The sequence below is a fragment of the Micromonospora sp. NBRC 101691 genome (assembly GCF_030269285.1).
Taxonomy (GTDB): Bacteria; Actinomycetota; Actinomycetes; order Mycobacteriales; family Micromonosporaceae; genus Micromonospora; species Micromonospora echinospora.
Genome location: NZ_BSTB01000012.1, coordinates 153,690 through 169,722 on the forward strand (window position 1 = coordinate 153,690; position 16,033 = coordinate 169,722).

Genomic DNA, 16,033 nt, shown 5'->3' on the forward strand with positions numbered 1-16,033 from the left:
CGGGGGCGGCGTCATCGCGGGAACGGCCGTGGGCCTCCTCGTGGTCGCGCTGGCCGGGCCGTGGTTCGCGCCGCACACGGCCACCGAGGTCGTCGGCCTGCCGTTCGCTCCGCCCCGATCCGGACACCCGCTCGGCACCGACTACCTGGGCAGCGACGTGCTCAGTCGTCTCCTGCACGGCGGGCGCACGGTCGTCGCGCTGTCGGCTGCCGCCACCGTCACGGCCTACCTCGCCGGCACCGCTGCGGGAATCCTCGCCGGGCTCCGCCACCGGGTGGACAGCGTCATCCTCCGGCCGGTCGACGTGCTGCTGGCCGTCCCGCCGTTCCTCGTCCTGGCCGTTCTCGCCACCGCCACCGGACGTGGCACCCTCGTCGTCGTGGCCGCCTCGGCCCTGGCCAGCCTGCCCGGCATCATCCGGGTCGTGCGGGCGGCCACGCTGCAGGTCGCCGTCCGCGGCTACGTCGAGGTGGCGCTCGCCCGCGGCGAGTCCTGGCGAGGCGTCGCCGTCCGCGACGTGCTGCCCAACATCGCCGCCCCCGTCCTCGCCGACGTGGGTTCCCGCATCGCCGGCACCATCGCCATGGTCGCCGGCGCCAACTTCCTCGGACTCGGCCTGCAGCCCCCCGCCGCCGACTGGGCGCTGATGGTCGCCGAGAACCGCGCCGGCCTGGTGCTCCAACCGTGGGCGGTCGTCGCCCCGGCCATTCTCATCGCCGCCCTCACCATCACCGTCAACCTGGGCGGCGACGAGATCGCCGCCCGGCTGCGCCGCCGGTCCGGTGCCGGCGCCGCCAGACCTGATCCCGCCCCGACGCTTCGCCCCGCGGACACGGCCATCGAAACCGACTCCGGCCGTGGACCGGTCAACGACGAGGTCGACCAACCATGACACTGGACGCCGCCGGACCATCGGCCGACACTCCGACGACCGGTGGCACCGGTCCGCCCACCCGGCGGCAGTTCGCCGTCGCGGTGGACGGCCTGCACGTGCACACCGACTCCGGTCGACCGATCGTCGACGGCGTCACGTTCGATCTGGCGGCCGGACACCTGCTGGCGCTCATCGGGGCCTCCGGATCGGGCAAGACCACCACCGCGCTGGCCCTGCTGGGCTGGGCCAATCCCGGCACCACCATCACCGCCGGCAGCATCCGGATCGCCGGTGAGCCGATCCTCGGCCGCGCCGACACCGACCTCCGCCGGTTACGTTCCCGGTTGGTCAGCTACGTTCCCCAGGATCCGCTCCAGGCGCTCAATCCGGCCCGGCGCGTCGGTCGGCAACTGTTCGAGATCCTGCACGCCCACCAGCGCACCCGCGACGCCGACGTGGTGATCGGCCGTGCCCTGGACCGGGCCCGGCTTCCCACCGACCGGCGGTTCCTGCGCCGCTACCCGCACCAACTCTCCGGCGGCCAGCGCCAACGTGTCGTCATCGCCCAGGCCCTGCTCCTCGAACCGGCGGTCGTCGTCCTCGACGAACCCACCACCGGCCTCGACGCCGTCACCCAACACGAGTTCCTCAACCACCTGGACCGCCTCCGCGCCGAGACCGGTGCCGCCATGGTCTACGTGACCCACGACGTGGCGGCCATCGCCCCACACGCCGATCGGATCGCGGTGCTCCGGGCCGGCACCATCGTCGAGCACGGCGGCACCCGTACCCTCCTTCGTCAGCCGCGGCACCCGTACACCCGCCACCTGCTCGACGTCGTTCCCGACCCGCACCGTCGGGCGTCGGTCACGACCCGGTCGACCAGCGCCACCGGCTCCCCCACCACCCCGGCCGTCCCGGTGCTCCAGGTACGTGGACTGAGTGTCACCCACCGCGACGGTCACCAGCGGCTCGTCGCAGCCGACCGGGTCGACCTCCACCTCGAAGCCGGTAGCTGCCGGGCGCTCGTCGGCGCCTCCGGCTCCGGCAAGACCACCATCGGCCGCTGTGTCGCCGGGCTGCTCCGCCCCGATGCCGGCGGCATCGCCCTGCGCGGCGCGGTCCTCGCCCCGACCGCCCGCAGGCGCACCCCGGCCCAACGCCGCGCCATCCAGATCGTCTTCCAGAACCCCGCCGAGTCACTCAACCCGCGCCGCACCGTCGGGGCCGAACTCGCCCGGGTCGTCCGGTACTTCGACGCCACCGCAGGTGCTCCTGTGGCGCAACGCGTCGGGGAGCTGCTGGACAGCGTCCGACTGCCCCACGGCCTGGTTCACCGGTATCCGGGACAGCTCTCCGGCGGCGAACAGCAGCGCGTCGCCATCGCCCGTGCCCTGGCCGCCGACCCCGACGTCCTGGTGTGCGACGAGATCACCTCCGCCCTCGACGTCTCCGTCCAGGCCACGATCCTGGAACTGCTCGCCGCGCTGCGCCAGGATCTCGGGCTCACCCTGTTGTTCATCACCCACGACCTGGGTGTCGTCTCCGCGATCGCCGACCAGGTGACGTTGATCGACCACGGTCGGGTGCAGGTCACCGGCTCCACCCGCCACCTGCTCGACGAGTCCGACCATCCGCTCGCCCGACGCCTGCTCGCGGCGGCACCCAGCCTGAGCCGTGCCCTCGCCGCGACCGGGCGTCCCGGACCTCGATGACCTGGTGGTCGAGGGGATCCGGGGTCGAAGCCGATCGACTCGAAGCCACCGTTGTCGTGGTCGTACGAGGTGCTCCGTCCGAACAGGTCTGACGTGGTGTGCCGGCTGACCGTCACCGGTCCCGGCACGTCCGTGCCGGGACCGGTGACCGTGGGCGTGTGCGGCGGCGTGGCCGTCGGGTGCTGGCCGTCTGCGGCGCCGCCGGCGTTCCGCTTCGTTACGGCGTGACCACCCGGCCGCCGAAGGTCACGACGAGACGACCATCGGACGCGAAGGACCAGCCCAGAGCGCCGGAGTACTGGGAGCACCGGGATCCGTTGGTGCCGGACCAGAACTGGTTCGAACTGTCGGAGTTGCCGATGATCTTGTCGTTCGATCCGCCGTCGCACGAGGTGTTGTTCCGGAACACCGAGGAGCCGCCGTCGAAGGTGAAGTTGCGTTCGGTGTTGCCGATGCTGGCGTTGTTCGACACCTGCATCGTGCCCAGGTTGCGGTTGTAGGTGAATCCGTGCTTGCCGTTGTCGTAGGCGATGTTGCCCCGGACGATGTGGTTCACCCCGATGTCCTCGCCACCGAGCTTGTAGCCGTTGCGGTCACCGTTGCCGGCCTGGCCGCCGTTGCTGAGGGTGCCGTTGTGGTAGGCGAGGGAGTGCTCGATGGTCACCGCGCCGATGGCCCCGGTGTCGCTCTTGGTGTAGAGGTCGTAGCCGTCGTCGATGTTGTTGTGGGCCACCGTGTAGCGGAAGATGTTGCCGGGCCCGACGGTGAGCTTCGGGGCGAAACCGTCCGCGTCCTCGCCGTCGGAGTCGACGTTGTCGTGCGACACGGTGCTCACCACGAGGTTGTTGGAGGGCCACTGGTCGCGGGGCGCGTTGGCGATCAGCCGCGAGAGCTGGAGACCGGAGTCCCGGTTGTGGCGGGTCACCGTACGCTCGATGATGTTGTTGTTGCCGGCGAGCAGGATGCCGTTGTCCCCGGCCCGCTCGACGATGATGCCGCGGATGTGCCAGTACGATCCACCCACCGCGAGGCCGCGGTTCGCCGGGTCCTCGCTCTGGGCGGAGAAGTTCAGGATCGGGGTCTCGCCCGGGTAGGCGAAGATGTTCTTGCGCGCGCTCGACGTGCCGTTGTTGCCCTGACCGATGGTGATGGTCTGCGAGTAGCGGTAGGTGCCGCCGCGCAGGTAGATCGTGCCGCCGGCGGTGATCCGGGTGATCGCGGAGGTGAGCGTCGTCGGGTTCGCCTCCGTGCCGGCCGCGCTGTCGGTGCCGGTCGGCGCCACGTACAGCGTGCCGCTCGACGGCGGAGGCGTGGTCGGCGGAGGCGTGGTCGGTGGCGGGGTGGTGGGCGGCGGGGTGGTCGGCCCGGTCGTCGGCGGCGGCGTGGTCGGCGGGGTGGTCGTGCCCGAGGCGTACGTCTCGAACTCGGCGATCCTCGGTGTGCCGGTCGCGCCGGTGATCTCAAAGTTGATCTTGCGCAACGAGGTGGCGGTGAAGTTGATGGCCCCGGCCCCGCTGCCGGTGGCCAGGGTGGCACCGGTGTCGTTGTTGACGACCCGCCAGGAGCCGATGGCCCCGACCGCGCCGGCCGCCTCCCGGATGTTGATCGAGCCCACCGTGGTGGCGGAACCCCACTTGATCGAGATGCGGCCGGTCGATCCGGCCGGCGACCAGTAGGTGCTCATGTTGCCGTCGAGCACGTTGCCGTAGCTGGTGCCGCTGGCCTTGCTGGAGCCGTCGGAGCCGGCCCCGAGGCTCAGGTTGGTCGCGCTGACGCCGACCGATGCGGGACCGGGTCCGGACGCCCCTGACGCCTGGGTCACCGGCAGCGCCGCGACGACCGCGGCCGCGGCGGCCACAGCTGTGCCGCCAGCAAAAATCTTGTGTCGCACTGCGATCCTCACTTTGGACTCCTCAGGAGTGAGCGCGGTGCGGGCACCGCCTTGGTCACCCGACACCGCCGTGGTGTTCTGTCCGCACTCTCGGCCCGGCCATAGATCGAAACATCGATGAAACATCAGGCTAGGAAAGCGCTTGCCGCAGAAGCAAGGGTGAAAACGTGCAGGTTTGTTGCAGAAGCCGACGCGGCAGATGCCGTACGGCGCCGATCCGTCACACGCGCGGTTCGAGGTGAGGTGCACACCCGTAAGGTGTCCGGGGCCCGACGTGGCCCAACACCTCGGTCAACCGGTCGGCCGCCGTCCGGACGGGCAACACCACCGTCGCGGTCTGCGAGGAAACCCGCCCGGTCGTCGACAGCTCGGGTCGATATGGCGGCTCCCGAACGTGACGGCTCCGTTACCCCCGCTCGTCGCCGATCTCCTCGACGAGGCGGTCGAGGAGATCGGCGACGGGACCGACGGTGAGCATGCCGCTGCCGGCCCCGGCCAGCTCGTTCACGGCCGGGGCGAGTTCGGTCCGGGCACGTCTCATCGTCGCCCGGTCGTCCAGCGCGATCGCGGCGTGACCGGCGAGACACCACAGCGCCTCGAACAGCAGGTCATGCGGCGGGTCCGGGATCCGGCGCAGCGCTGCGGCGGCGTCGGCGGGGCGGTCGCGGGCCAGCAGGACGAGCGGACGCGCCCAGGGCGTGTAGGGGCCCCAGTCGGTGTCGTCGTCGAACCGGGCCGGCTGGCCGTGCCACGTGCGCAGGCACAGCAGGGCCAGCGGAAGGAGGCCCCGCTCGACCCCGGGCATGCCGGCGCCGGACAACCGCGCCGCCGCGTCACGGTAGGCGCCCTCCGCAGCCTGCGGCGAGGAACCGGTCGCGGCCAGGCGCAGTGCGCGGTACCACCGGGTGAACACGCCGACGAGCGGCAGCTCGTGCCGCTCGGCGAGCTGGTCCGCGACGGCGGCGTGCTCGTCCGCGCCGGCGAAGTCCCCGAGCGCGCTGCGGGCCTGGATGCGGATGAGGCGGCCGAGGATCTCGTATGTCGTCAGGCCGTGACGGGTGGAGAGCGCGACGAGCTCGGCGCCGACCCCGTCCCGGTCGGGGGCGAGGCCCGCACGCTGGAACGTCTGCATGAACACGCCGTTGAGGGTGAACGCCAGCAGGGCCGGGTCGCCGAGACGCCGCGCGATCCGCTCCGCCTCCCGGGCGGCTTCCGGTCCACGCGCCGCGCGTGTACCCCGTGACTCGGTCGCGATGGTGGCCAGCAGGCGGGCCCGGGTGGCGTCGGGCGAGTCCGGATCCAGGGAGGCCAGGGCCCGTTCGGCCGCCGCCACGATCCGCCCCGCCTGCTCCGGATCGTCCGAGCGGGTCCAGATCGCGGGTACGTCGTAGCTGCCGATCACCCGCGCGGTGAGGTCGGGGTTGCCCAGCTGCTCGGCTGCGTCGATGGCGGCGATCCGCTGGTCCCGCGCCACTTCGAGCCCACCTGCGCCGGTGACCGCGAGACTGCGCAGCAGCCCGACCGTCGACTCGAGCCGCGCCCGGGCGTCGGACGCCACGGTCCGGTCGTACGCCGCCGCGGTCTGCGCCCAGACCCGTTCCGGGCCTGGTGCGGCGGGGCCGCCGCCCACCTGGTCGGCCTGACGGAGGATGTCGGACTCCAGACGCCGCAGCCGTGGGCCCGGATCGACGCCGAGCTGGTCGAGGAGCAGGCCGCGAGCTCGGCGCAGTACCGCCAGCGCGTCCCCCTGCCGTTCGGTCCGGTACAGCGCCAGCGCCAGCAGCCGCCACGCCTCCTCCCGCCACGGATGCTCGGCCACGTGGGCGTCGAGATCCGGGACGACGTCGGCCGCGCGCCCGAGAGCCAGTCGGACCTCGGCCCGACTCTCGATCGCGTTCAGGCGTAGCTGTTCGAGTCGGGAGCGTTCGACCCGGGCCCACGGCTCGTCCTCGAAGTCGGCGTACGCCGGCCCGCGCCACCAGCTCAGCGCCAGGTCGAGACGTTCGAGTGCCTCGTGGGGTGGTGCGGCGGACGCGGCGGTCACGTCCTCGAAGCGCCAGGCGTCGACCGCGTCCGGCGCGGCCCGAAGCGCGTAGCCGGGCCCCTCGGTGACCAGCAGCCGGGCCGGCTCCCGCGGTTGGCGGTGCGGCTCCAGCGCGCGCCGTAACGCCGCCACGAAGGTACGCACCGCGCTCGTCGCGCCCGGCGGGGGATCCGCCCACAGGTCGTCTGTCAGACGGTTGACCGGGACGACCCGGCCGCGCGCGACGACGAGCCGCGCCAGTACGGCGCGGTGTTTCGGCCCTTTCACGTCGATCGGTGTGCCGTCGCCGGCCCAGGCGACAACCGGCCCGAGGACACCGAACCCGACCTGCACCGGACCACCTTCCGTTCCTGGAGGTCGACGTATCACGCTCATCGGTTGCTCATCCGCCGGCGGCACGCTGAAGGGGCCTGCCCGACGAGAGAGGAACAACGATGACTTCTGCCATTCCCGGGTTCGACTACCAGCACGTCACGGTCGACGACGACGTGACACTGAACGTGGCCGTCGGGGGCGCCGGCAGCCCGGTCGTACTGTTGCACGGCTTCCCGCAGACCCACCTCATGTGGCGGCACGTCGCCGTCGACCTGGCGGCCGACCACACGGTGATCTGTCCCGACCTGCGCGGTTACGGCGCCAGCGACAAGCCCGAGGCGCGCACCGTCGACACGTACTCGAAGCGGACCATGGCCGCCGACATCGTCGCCCTCGCCGACGCGCTCGGCCACGAGCGTTTCGCCCTGGCCGGACACGACCGCGGCGCCCTCGTCGCCCTCCGCGCCGGTCTCGACCATCCCGCTACGATCACCCACCTCGCCATTCTCGACGTCCTGCCGACTCTGGACATGTGGGACGTCCTGCACGGGTCTTCCGCTGCGGTCGCCTTCCACCTGTACCTGATGGCCCAGCCGTCCGGGCTGCCCGAACAGATGATCGAGGCCAGCGCGGACGCCTTCTTCGGCTACTTCCTCGACGTGTGGGCCCGGAGCCCCCGGGCCATTCCCACCGAGGTGCGGGCGGAGTACCTGAGAGCCTCCCGCGAGGCGGTCCCCTCGATCGTCGCCGACTACCGCGCTTCGGCCGGTGTCGACGTCGAGCACGACCAGGCCGACCGGGCCGCCGGGAATCGGCTGGCCATGCCGGTCACCGTCGTCCAGCAGGACTGGGGATCCGCACTCGGCTACGACGCCGCCGGGCTGTGGCGCGCCTGGGCCGCCGACCTGGAGCACCGCACCACGTCCGCCGGGCACTTCATGGCCGAGGAGGCACCCGACGAGATCAGCGAGGTGCTGCGTTCGCTGCTCGCCCGGTAGCGCCACTGCGGCTCTCCTCCGTGCGATCGGACGCGTGGTCTCACCGATCCTCTCCCCCCGGTCGAGCCGATGACCGGACGCCCGGCAGGATCACTCCTGCCGGGCGTCCTGCCTGTCTCCCGGCATCGGACGTTGCTTGACTCAGCGCCATGACACGAATTCGGAAAGCGATCACCCGTACGGTGGTCGTCGGGGCGCTGGTCGGTGCGACGGCGCTCGCCGGTCCCGCCTCCGCGTACCCGGAGTCCGGCCAGCAGGGGGCGACCGGGGCCGCCCGGTCCATCCTCGACGTCATTCCGGCACCGACCCTGGACCGGATGACCGCCCAGGCCCCGCTGGTCGACGCGGCCAATGTCATCCGCACCGCGGTGGAACGCGCGCCGGCACGCGGCTACGCCGGCATCGGTCTGGTCGACGACCACGTCACCCTCTGGTGGAAGGGTGCGCCCCCCGCCGACATCGCCACAGCCGTCACCGCTGCCCGCCGCACCGCGCCGGTCGAGGTGGCCGACGCCACCTACTCCCGGGCCGAACTGCGCAGGGCGGCCGCCAGACTCACCCCGCTGGTGGAGGCCGACCCGGCGGACGCCGTCCACGCGGTCCGGCTGCGCACCGACGGCAGTGGCATCGACATCGCCGTCGACGGCACCCCGGGTGCCAGGCTGCCGAAGCTGCCGGCCACCGGCGTCCGGACCAGTTTCGTCGCACGCGAGCGGATGGTCGAACGGTCCCGGGCCAACGACTCCGCGCCGTTCGACGGAGGGGCGGGCATCGGGTTCACCACGCCCGGGTGCACCGCCGGCTTCGGCGTACGCGACGCGGACACCGGCGCCGGTTACGTCCTCACCGCCGAGCACTGCGGAGCCATCGGCTCGCCCTGGCACGTCGGCTGGGACACGACCACCGGCACCGGCACGCTGGTCGGCTACGCGGTCGACAGCAACGACGACCACGACACGATGATCATTTCGACGTCGGCGCCCGGTGACCACCTCTACGTCGGCGGTCAGCACGACGAGGTCCGCGCCCAGGTGGTCGGCTGGACCGAGGTCTTCCCCGGCCAGTTGCTGTGCCAGTCCGGGTACACCTCCGCGGGTGAGATCGGCGGTCCCGTCTGCAACCTGCGGGTCGACTTCCACTACGACGACATCGAGGACCTCGTCGAGGCCACCCAGCTCGACGGCGAGGAATCCGCCCGGGGCGGCGACAGTGGCGGACCGGTGTACGCCGTCAACGCCGACGGCACCGTGCTCGCCGCCGGCACCACCACCCGATCGGCCGGGCCGGGCTTCGGGTTCCAGGACTTCGCCACCGCCCGCGACGACTACGGCAACCTCGTGCCGGCGACGGCGGTCGCCAGCACCTGCCGGGTCTCCTTCGTCGTCACCAACTCGTGGGGCACCGGCTACACCGCCAGCGTCACCGTCTACAACGACGGCCCGGCCGTCAACGGCTGGACGCTGGGCTGGGCCTTCCCCGGCGGGCAACTCGTCCAGGGCCACTGGAACGGCGTCTTCCAGCAGACCGGCCCGGCGGTGACCGTCACCAACGAGAACCACAACGCCGCCATCCCCACCGGTGGCGCCGTCAACGTCGGCTTCACCGCGAGCGGCTCCCCCGCCACCCCGGTGCCGTTCACTCTCAACGGCACCACCTGCAACTGATCCCGTCTGTCGGGCCCCGCCGCGTCGTCGGCGGGGCCCGACGCGGTTCGGGTCAGGATTCGGGTCAGGATGCGGCCAGTTCGCGTCGCAGGGTGTCGCGCAGGGTCCGCACCTCCGGGGCGTCCAGTTCGCCGCACCGGTCGAGCGCCCGCTGGCGCAGCCGGCGGGCGTCGGCGGCCCGGTCCGGGGCCGCGTCGACCAGCGCCGCGAGCGCGGACAGGGTCTGTGCCTCCCACCACGGGCAGGACAGCGCGGCATACAGGTCCAGCGCCGCCCGCAGCGCCTCGGCCGCTGCGTCGACCTCGCCCAACGCCTGGAGCGCGAGCCCGTACCGGTGGACGGCGTTGGCCTCGCTGAACGTCGCGCCGCACCGGTGGAACACGCGCCGGGCGCGGGCGTACTCGTCCGCGGCGTCCCGCCAACGGCCCATCCCGGCCAGGTCCGCCCCGAGACTCATCATCGCTCCGGCCCGGGCCACCGCCGCGCCGGTACGGCTGAGACCGTTGCCCCGGCCGTGGAACGCCAGCACCTCGCGGTGGCGCTCGGCTGCTTCGGCGAACCGGCCGAGCGCGGCCAGCGCCGCGCCCTGCGCGCTGGCCGCGCTGTGCTCGCCGAGGGCGTACCCGATCTCGCGGAACAGGGCCACGGCCCGGCGGCAGTGGTCGATGGCCGACCCGGCGCGGCCGGTCCGGATGTGGATCGCGGCGGTGTACGTCAGCGCCCACGCCTCCTCGCGGCGGTCGCCGATCCGCCGGGCCAGTTCCAGCGCCCGGGCCAGGGTGGCCAGTCCGTCGGTGTTGCGGTCCCGGCAGAAGTACCGGGCCCAGCCGAGGAAGTTCAGCAGTGCGGCCTGGTCGCGCGGGCTGCCGGCGGCCCGGGCTGCGGCCACACCGAGCGAGAAGATCTCCTCCCAGGGGTGCCGGTGACTGGTGGCGTCGGAGTACCAGTGCAGCGCCTTGGCGACCGCGACCACGTCGGTGTGCCGACCGCTCCGGGCCGCGTCGCGCAGCGCCGGCAGCCAGTTGCCGGCCTCCCGGTCCAGCCAGTACGCCGCCGCCCGGTCGTCGTCGAACGGGGAGTCGGCCCGGCAGGCGACCGGTTCGAACATCGCACCGGCCTGCCGGGTGCGCCGTAGCAACCAGTCGACCATCTGATCGTGTGCCCTCGTCCGGCAGGACTGTTGTTCCTCGGCGTCGAGGCGTTCCTGCGCGTAGAGCCGGACCAGGTCGTGGAACTGGTACCGGTCCCCCACGGTCAGCAGGACGCCGGCCTCGACCAGCTCCTCCAGGGCCGTCGTGGCGGCCTCCTCGTCGGTGCCGGCCACGGCGGCGACCAGCGCGGGTCCGAAGTCGGTGCCGGGGATCAGCGAGGCCCGCCGGAACACCCGCGCGGCCGTCGGGTCCAGTTGCCGGTACGAGACCTCGAACGCGGACCGGAGGCCCAGGTCGCCGGCGGTCAGCACGGTCAGCCGTCGACGCTGGTCGCGGAGCAGGTCCACCAGCCATCCGACCGACCACTGCGGTCGACTGGCGAGCCGGTTGCCGGCGATCCGCAGCGCCAGCGGCAGCCGGCCGCAGAGCGTGACGAGCTGGTCGGCGGCGGCCGGCTCGGCGGCGATCCGGTCGGTGCCGACGATCGCCGCGAGCAGCAGTCGACCGGCTTCCGGGGTGAGCAGGTCGAGTGGCTGGCGGAGGGCACCGGCGAGACCGGTGAGCGGACGCCGGCAGGTGACCAGCGCGAGGCATCCCCGTCCGGCCGGCAGCAGTGGGCGTACCTGTGCCTCGTTCGCGGCGTTGTCCAGGACCACCAGCACCGGTCGGTCGCGGGTGAGGGTGCGGAACAGACCACCCCGCTCGGCCGGTGACACCGGGACCCGGGTGTCCGGCACCCCGAGCGACCGCAGCAGTCCGGCCAGCGCCTCGGCCGGATCGACCGGTCCGCCGGGCGGAACGCCCTGCAGGTCGACGAAGAGCTGTCCACCGGCGAAGGCCGGGCTGAGTCGGTGTCCGGCCGTGACGGCGAGGCTGGTCTTGCCGATCCCGGGCGGTCCGTGCAGCACCACCACCGAGGCGGAGTCCGGCCGCCCGGCGGTGACGTCGGCGGCCAGCGTCGAGAGCCGTTCCAGGATCTCCGCCCGGCCGGCCAGGTCCGGGAGGGCGGCCGGCAGTTCTCCCGGTACGACCACCGCCGGGCCGTCGTACGGTGCCGCCGCGTGGTGGAGTGGCTGCCGCTGCGTCCGGGCCAGGGCGACGAAGCGGTCGCGGTCCGGCCCGGCCAGCCGTAGGGCGTCGGCGAGCAGCACCACCGTCCGTCGTTGTGGGCTGCGCACCCGGCCGCGTTCCATCTCCCGGATGCCGCGGACGCTGGAGCCGGCCGCCTCGGCAAGCTCCTCCTGGGTCAGCCCCCGCTCCAGGCGGAGGGTCCTGAGCAGACCTCCGAACTGGTCACGCTGCACCTGACTCGTGGGCATGCTCCCCCAACCACCCGACGCCCCCCGTACGTAACGCACGTTGATGCTCACACATACGTGCCGTACAACAGACGCGCACCGAGTGTGAGCATCGCCATGGTGAGTCCGGGACGCGCCATCGGAGTCCCGTGGGCTGAGACGAGTAGCTTGTGGGTGGAGTCTCACCTCCGCTGACCGGCTGGCTCCCTGCCGTCGGTGGCTCGGGCCGCCCATGCCGTCCACAGGCGGGCATAGGTTCCGTCCGCCTCGATCAGCTCGGCGTGCGGACCGCTCTCCACGATCTCGCCGTGTTCCATGACGATGATGTGGTCCGCGGACACGGCCTGGGTGAGGCGGTGGGCGACGACCAGCGCGGTTCGTCCTTCCAGTGCCGAGGCGGCCGCCTGTTCGAGGTCGCGCGCACCCGCGCTGCCGGCTTCGGCGGTCGCCTCGTCCAGCACCACGACCGCCGGGTCGAGCAGCACCACCCGGGCGAGCGCCAGCTGCTGCGCCTGCGCCGGGGTCAGGGGGTGGCCGCCATCGCCGACCACGGTGTCCAGGCCGTCGGGGAGGTTGAGCGCCCACTCCAGGGCGCCGACGCGGGCCAGGGCGGCGCTGAGTTCGTCCGGCGAGGCTTGTGGCCTGGCCATCCGCAGGTCTTCGCGGAGCGGACCGGCGAACACGTGGGTCTCCTGACTGACCATGGCGATCGTGCGGGCGGGCAGCTCGGTGACGGGAACACCGCCGAGAGTGGCGTGGCCGTGTCCGGGCCGTAGGACGCCGGCGGCGAGCGATGCGACGGTGGTCTTCCCGGCGCCGGTGGAGCCGACCAGCGCGACATGGTGCCCCGGCTCGACTCGTAGGGAGACGTCACGCAGGACGGGTGTGACTCCGTCGTAGCTGAAGCTGACGCCGGCCAGGACGAGGTCGTGCGCGGACGCCGTGGTGACGTCTGCGGGGCGTTCGGTGTCCATGCGGAGCACACCGACGAGGCGGGCGAGGCTGGCCCCCGCGTCCTGGGCCTTGTCGAAGGTGACCATCAGCAGGAGGACCGGGCCGAACAGGCGGTGCAACAGCAACGCGGCCGCGGAGACCTCACCGAGGGTGACAGCTTCCTGGCGGACGAGGAGGAATCCCACCGTCAGCACCGAGCCGAGCGCGGCCAGCTCCGCCCCGTTGATGCGTCCCACGAACCGGGTGTAGAGGGCGAAGACGCTCGTCGAGATGTCCCGGGCGCGTGCGGAGGCGCTCGCGATGCCGGCGAGGTGACGATCCTCCAACCGGTAGGCGTGCACCGTACGGATGCCCTGCGCGCTCTCGACGAACTGCTGGGACCGGTGCGCGATGGCGACCCGTTCGGCCGCGTAGGCCGGAGCGGCCCGTGGGAGGTACCACCGTGCCCCCAGCACGTAGAGCGGGACGGCGACCGCGCCGGCCAGCCCGAGCCGCCAGTCGATGCCGAGGATCGCGGTGAGGCTGATCGCCGCGAGGAGCAGTGCGGAGATCATGGTGGGTAGTACGTCGGAGACGGCCCTGTCGATGGCGCTGATGTCCGCGCCGACCCGCGCGATCAGGTCGCCCCGGCCCGCCCGGTCGAGCACCGCCACGGGCAGGCGCAGCGCGGTGTCCACGGCGCGTTCGCGCAGGTTGGCGAGGATCCGTGCGCCCAGCCGGCGCACGAGGTGGGCACCGGCGCCGGTGGCCAGGCCGCCGACGACTGCGGCGATCACGATGGTCACGGCGATCAGCACGAGGGCTGTGGTGCCGGCGCCGGCCCGGATCCGGTCGACCAGCAGGCCGAGGGCGTAGGCGGGGACGATCGAGGTGCCGGCGGCGAGCAGCCCGACGAGCAGCGTGATGCCGGTGGACCCCTTGCGGGCTCGCAGTTGGGCGCCGAGCCATGCTCTGCTCTCGCGCGGGCTGGCCACGGGCAGGATCGGGTTCGTCATCGCAGCACCGCCCGACGGTAGCTGTCGTCGTGTGTGACGAGTTCGGCGTGTGAACCCTCGGCGGTGACACTGCCGTCCCCGATGAACACGACCCGGTCGGCGGCGGCGAGCAACGCTGGGCTGCTGGTGATGATGAGGGTGCCGTAGGACGCGTCCGGTCCGTGCCGCAGCGCTCGGATGCCGTCGGCCATGGCCTGCTCGGTAACCGCGTCGACGGCGGTGGTCGGGTCGTGCAGGACCAGCAGCGGCGGCCCGGCGAGCAACGCGCGGGCGAGAGCGATGCGCTGGCGCTGGCCGCCGGACAGGTTCGCGCCGCGTTCGGTGACCGGCATGTGCAGACCCTCCGGATGCAGGTGGGCCACCTCGTCGGCGGCAGCGGCGCGTAGGGCTTCGGTGAGCCGTCCGCCGTGGTCGTCGTGGATGGCGATGTTCGAGGTGAGGGTGCCGGTGAACAGGTCGGTCCGGTGCGGTTCGGTGTGCAGCAGGCGGCGCGCCCGGCCACGGTCCACGGTCTCCAGCCGTTCTCCGCCGAGCAGGATGTCGCCCTCGTAGGAGTCGGGGACCGCCAGTACGCGCGCCAGCGCCTCGGCGTCCGCCGGCCGGTCGGCCACGACGCCGACGAACTCGCCAGGGCGGACGTGCAGGTCGAGACCGGCCAGCGGGCCGTACGTCACGTCGGTCAGGCGCAGATCGCAGTCGATGCCGCCGGGTGCGGTGGCGGGCGGCGGCAGCGTCACCCCGGCCTGGGTGACGGCGGCCACCCGGTCCGCTGCGGCGCGCGCCGCGGCGGTCCAGCTGGGTACGACCGAGAGGACGCCGAACGGTTCGATGAGGAACTGCGCGGAGCCGATCACCGTGATGAACTGGCCGACCGTGATGCGACCGGTCAGCGCGAACCAGCCCGCCATGATCGCGATGCCGCCGGTCAGCAGGGCGCTGAGCGTCGTGGCCGCGCTCAGGTACCCGTTCTGGGTCCGGGAGGCGCGCAGTGTGGCCGCCAGGGAGTGGCGGCTCACCTGGCGGTAGCGTTCGGCGCCGGTGTCCTGGGCGCCGATGCCGCGCAAGGGGCGCAGCCCGGTCACCAGGTCCGTGGCGAGCGCGGTGGCCCTGCCGGCCTGGTCCTGCTGCTCCTTGACGCGCCTCGCGATCAGCGGCGCGGTGAGGTTGAGGACGGCCAGCACGATCGGGATCGCGACCAGCACGGTCAGCCCGAGCGGCGCCGAGATCAGCAGCAGCGTGACCGCGCTGACCGTGACCGCCACCAGCGCGCTGGTGATCCGGGGGATGTGGTCGAGCAGGTAGGAGGTGTAGTCGGCATCCGTGTTGGAGATCGCGAGCAGGTCACCGGTGGGCCGGTCGGTCCGGAGCACGCGTGGGTCCAGGATCTTCGCCGCCACCTCCACCCGTAGCCGGTGGCCCTCCTCGGCGATGGCGCGTTGCAGTTGCCGAGCGCCGTAACGGTACGTCACCACCAGGACGAGATAGACCAGCGCCAGCACCGTGATCCAGATGATCAGGGCGCTCACGTCGCCGGTGGCGACGGCCCGGTCCACCACGACACCGATGAGGACCGGCACCAGAGCCGCGCAGAGCTGGTACACGCTGGCCAACGCCGTTCCGGTCCAGAGGCGTCGCCCGTTGCGGGCGACCGCCCGGCGCAGGACGGCGGTTCCGGGACTGGACTTGCTCACTTCCTCGTACCCCCTTGTGACCAGCACCGGAACGTGAAGCACCTTACGGGCCTGTTTAGGAAAGGCTTACCTTACGACGCGGAGTGGAGTACTTCACCAGGCGCCTCTCCCGGTTACTCACCGGAATCGTCGCGGGCACCAGCACGCTCGTGCTCACCGCGTGCGGCGGATCACCCGACACCGACGAGACGCGCCAAGGCCAACTTTGGCGACGAGAACGGCGACAGCCTGCTGCCCTGGGACGCCGCCAAGGTCAAGAACTCGGCGCGTCGACACCCGTGCCGTTCGACGAGAGCGACGGCATCGACTTCGAGGCGGTGGCGACCACCTGGCCGCCTACTCCGGTCTGCCTCAGCAGGACTACGACACCCCGACGAAGGTCGCGCCGGTCGTCGCGTGTCCGCAGGCGCCCTGGGCCACGTCGTCGGGCGGCTGACCGGCGG

The 16,033-nt window shown here is 72.5% G+C and carries 9 protein-coding genes; 4 read left to right on the forward strand and 5 right to left on the reverse strand.

What is annotated here, in order from left to right; translation table 11 throughout:
* Positions 1-28: 28 nt before the first annotated feature.
* Positions 29-892 carry an ABC transporter permease gene (locus tag QSK20_RS19510; RefSeq protein WP_285790026.1) on the forward strand — a complete coding sequence of 288 codons (864 nt, stop codon included), beginning with the start codon at positions 29-31 and terminating at the stop codon, positions 890-892.
* Positions 889-2,589, forward strand: coding sequence for an ABC transporter ATP-binding protein (locus QSK20_RS19515; RefSeq protein ID WP_285790027.1), 1,701 nt, complete (start codon positions 889-891; stop codon positions 2,587-2,589). Before QSK20_RS19510 ends, QSK20_RS19515 begins: the two co-directional genes overlap by 4 nt.
* Before the next feature lie 217 nt (positions 2,590-2,806).
* On the opposite strand, the gene QSK20_RS19520 is transcribed toward QSK20_RS19515, so the two are convergent.
* Together QSK20_RS19520 and QSK20_RS19525 are read right to left on the reverse strand one after the other, a co-directional pair.
* A complete protein-coding gene (locus QSK20_RS19520) occupies positions 2,807-4,492 on the reverse strand; it encodes a right-handed parallel beta-helix repeat-containing protein (RefSeq protein ID WP_285790028.1) in 1,686 nt (561 codons plus the stop codon).
* A gap of 394 nt (positions 4,493-4,886) precedes the next feature.
* The gene (locus QSK20_RS19525; RefSeq protein WP_285790029.1) at positions 4,887-6,857 is read right to left on the reverse strand and encodes an AfsR/SARP family transcriptional regulator; all 1,971 of its coding nucleotides are present in this window, start codon (positions 6,855-6,857) and stop codon (positions 4,887-4,889) included.
* A gap of 101 nt (positions 6,858-6,958) precedes the next feature.
* On the opposite strand from QSK20_RS19525, the gene QSK20_RS19530 reads away from it, so the two are divergent.
* Positions 6,959-7,837 (forward strand): alpha/beta fold hydrolase, encoded by an 879-nt coding sequence (locus QSK20_RS19530; RefSeq protein WP_285790030.1) that lies wholly within the window; start codon positions 6,959-6,961, stop codon positions 7,835-7,837.
* A gap of 149 nt (positions 7,838-7,986) precedes the next feature.
* Positions 7,987-9,501, forward strand: a complete 1,515-nt coding sequence (locus QSK20_RS19535; protein WP_285790031.1) for a cellulose binding domain-containing protein — start codon at positions 7,987-7,989, stop codon at positions 9,499-9,501.
* A gap of 64 nt (positions 9,502-9,565) precedes the next feature.
* Here the strand turns inward: QSK20_RS19535 and QSK20_RS19540 are convergent, their stop codons facing one another.
* From QSK20_RS19540 to QSK20_RS19550, 3 genes are all read right to left on the reverse strand, one after another.
* Positions 9,566-11,971 (reverse strand): ATP-binding protein, encoded by a 2,406-nt coding sequence (locus tag QSK20_RS19540; RefSeq protein WP_285790032.1) that lies wholly within the window; start codon positions 11,969-11,971, stop codon positions 9,566-9,568.
* Between the two features lie 161 nt (positions 11,972-12,132).
* Positions 12,133-13,899, reverse strand: coding sequence for an ABC transporter ATP-binding protein (locus tag QSK20_RS19545; protein ID WP_285790033.1), 1,767 nt, complete (start codon positions 13,897-13,899; stop codon positions 12,133-12,135).
* Positions 13,896-15,590: an ABC transporter ATP-binding protein gene (locus QSK20_RS19550; protein WP_285790034.1), complete on the reverse strand. Its 1,695-nt coding sequence runs from the start codon at positions 15,588-15,590 to the stop codon at positions 13,896-13,898. Before QSK20_RS19550 ends, QSK20_RS19545 begins: the two co-directional genes overlap by 4 nt.
* Positions 15,591-16,033: the final 443 nt, after the last annotated feature.

Excerpts from the sequence above, each read along its gene's own strand:
- QSK20_RS19530 (WP_285790030.1), top strand. The coding sequence starts at position 6,959 with ATGACTTCTGCCATTCCCGGGTTCGACTACCAGCACGTCACGGTCGAC.
- QSK20_RS19515 (WP_285790027.1), top strand. The coding sequence starts at position 889 with ATGACACTGGACGCCGCCGGACCATCGGCCGACACTCCGACGACCGGT.
- QSK20_RS19540 (WP_285790032.1), bottom strand. The coding sequence starts at position 11,971 with ATGCCCACGAGTCAGGTGCAGCGTGACCAGTTCGGAGGTCTGCTCAGG.
- QSK20_RS19535 (WP_285790031.1), top strand. The coding sequence starts at position 7,987 with ATGACACGAATTCGGAAAGCGATCACCCGTACGGTGGTCGTCGGGGCG.
- QSK20_RS19545 (WP_285790033.1), bottom strand. The coding sequence starts at position 13,899 with ATGACGAACCCGATCCTGCCCGTGGCCAGCCCGCGCGAGAGCAGAGCA.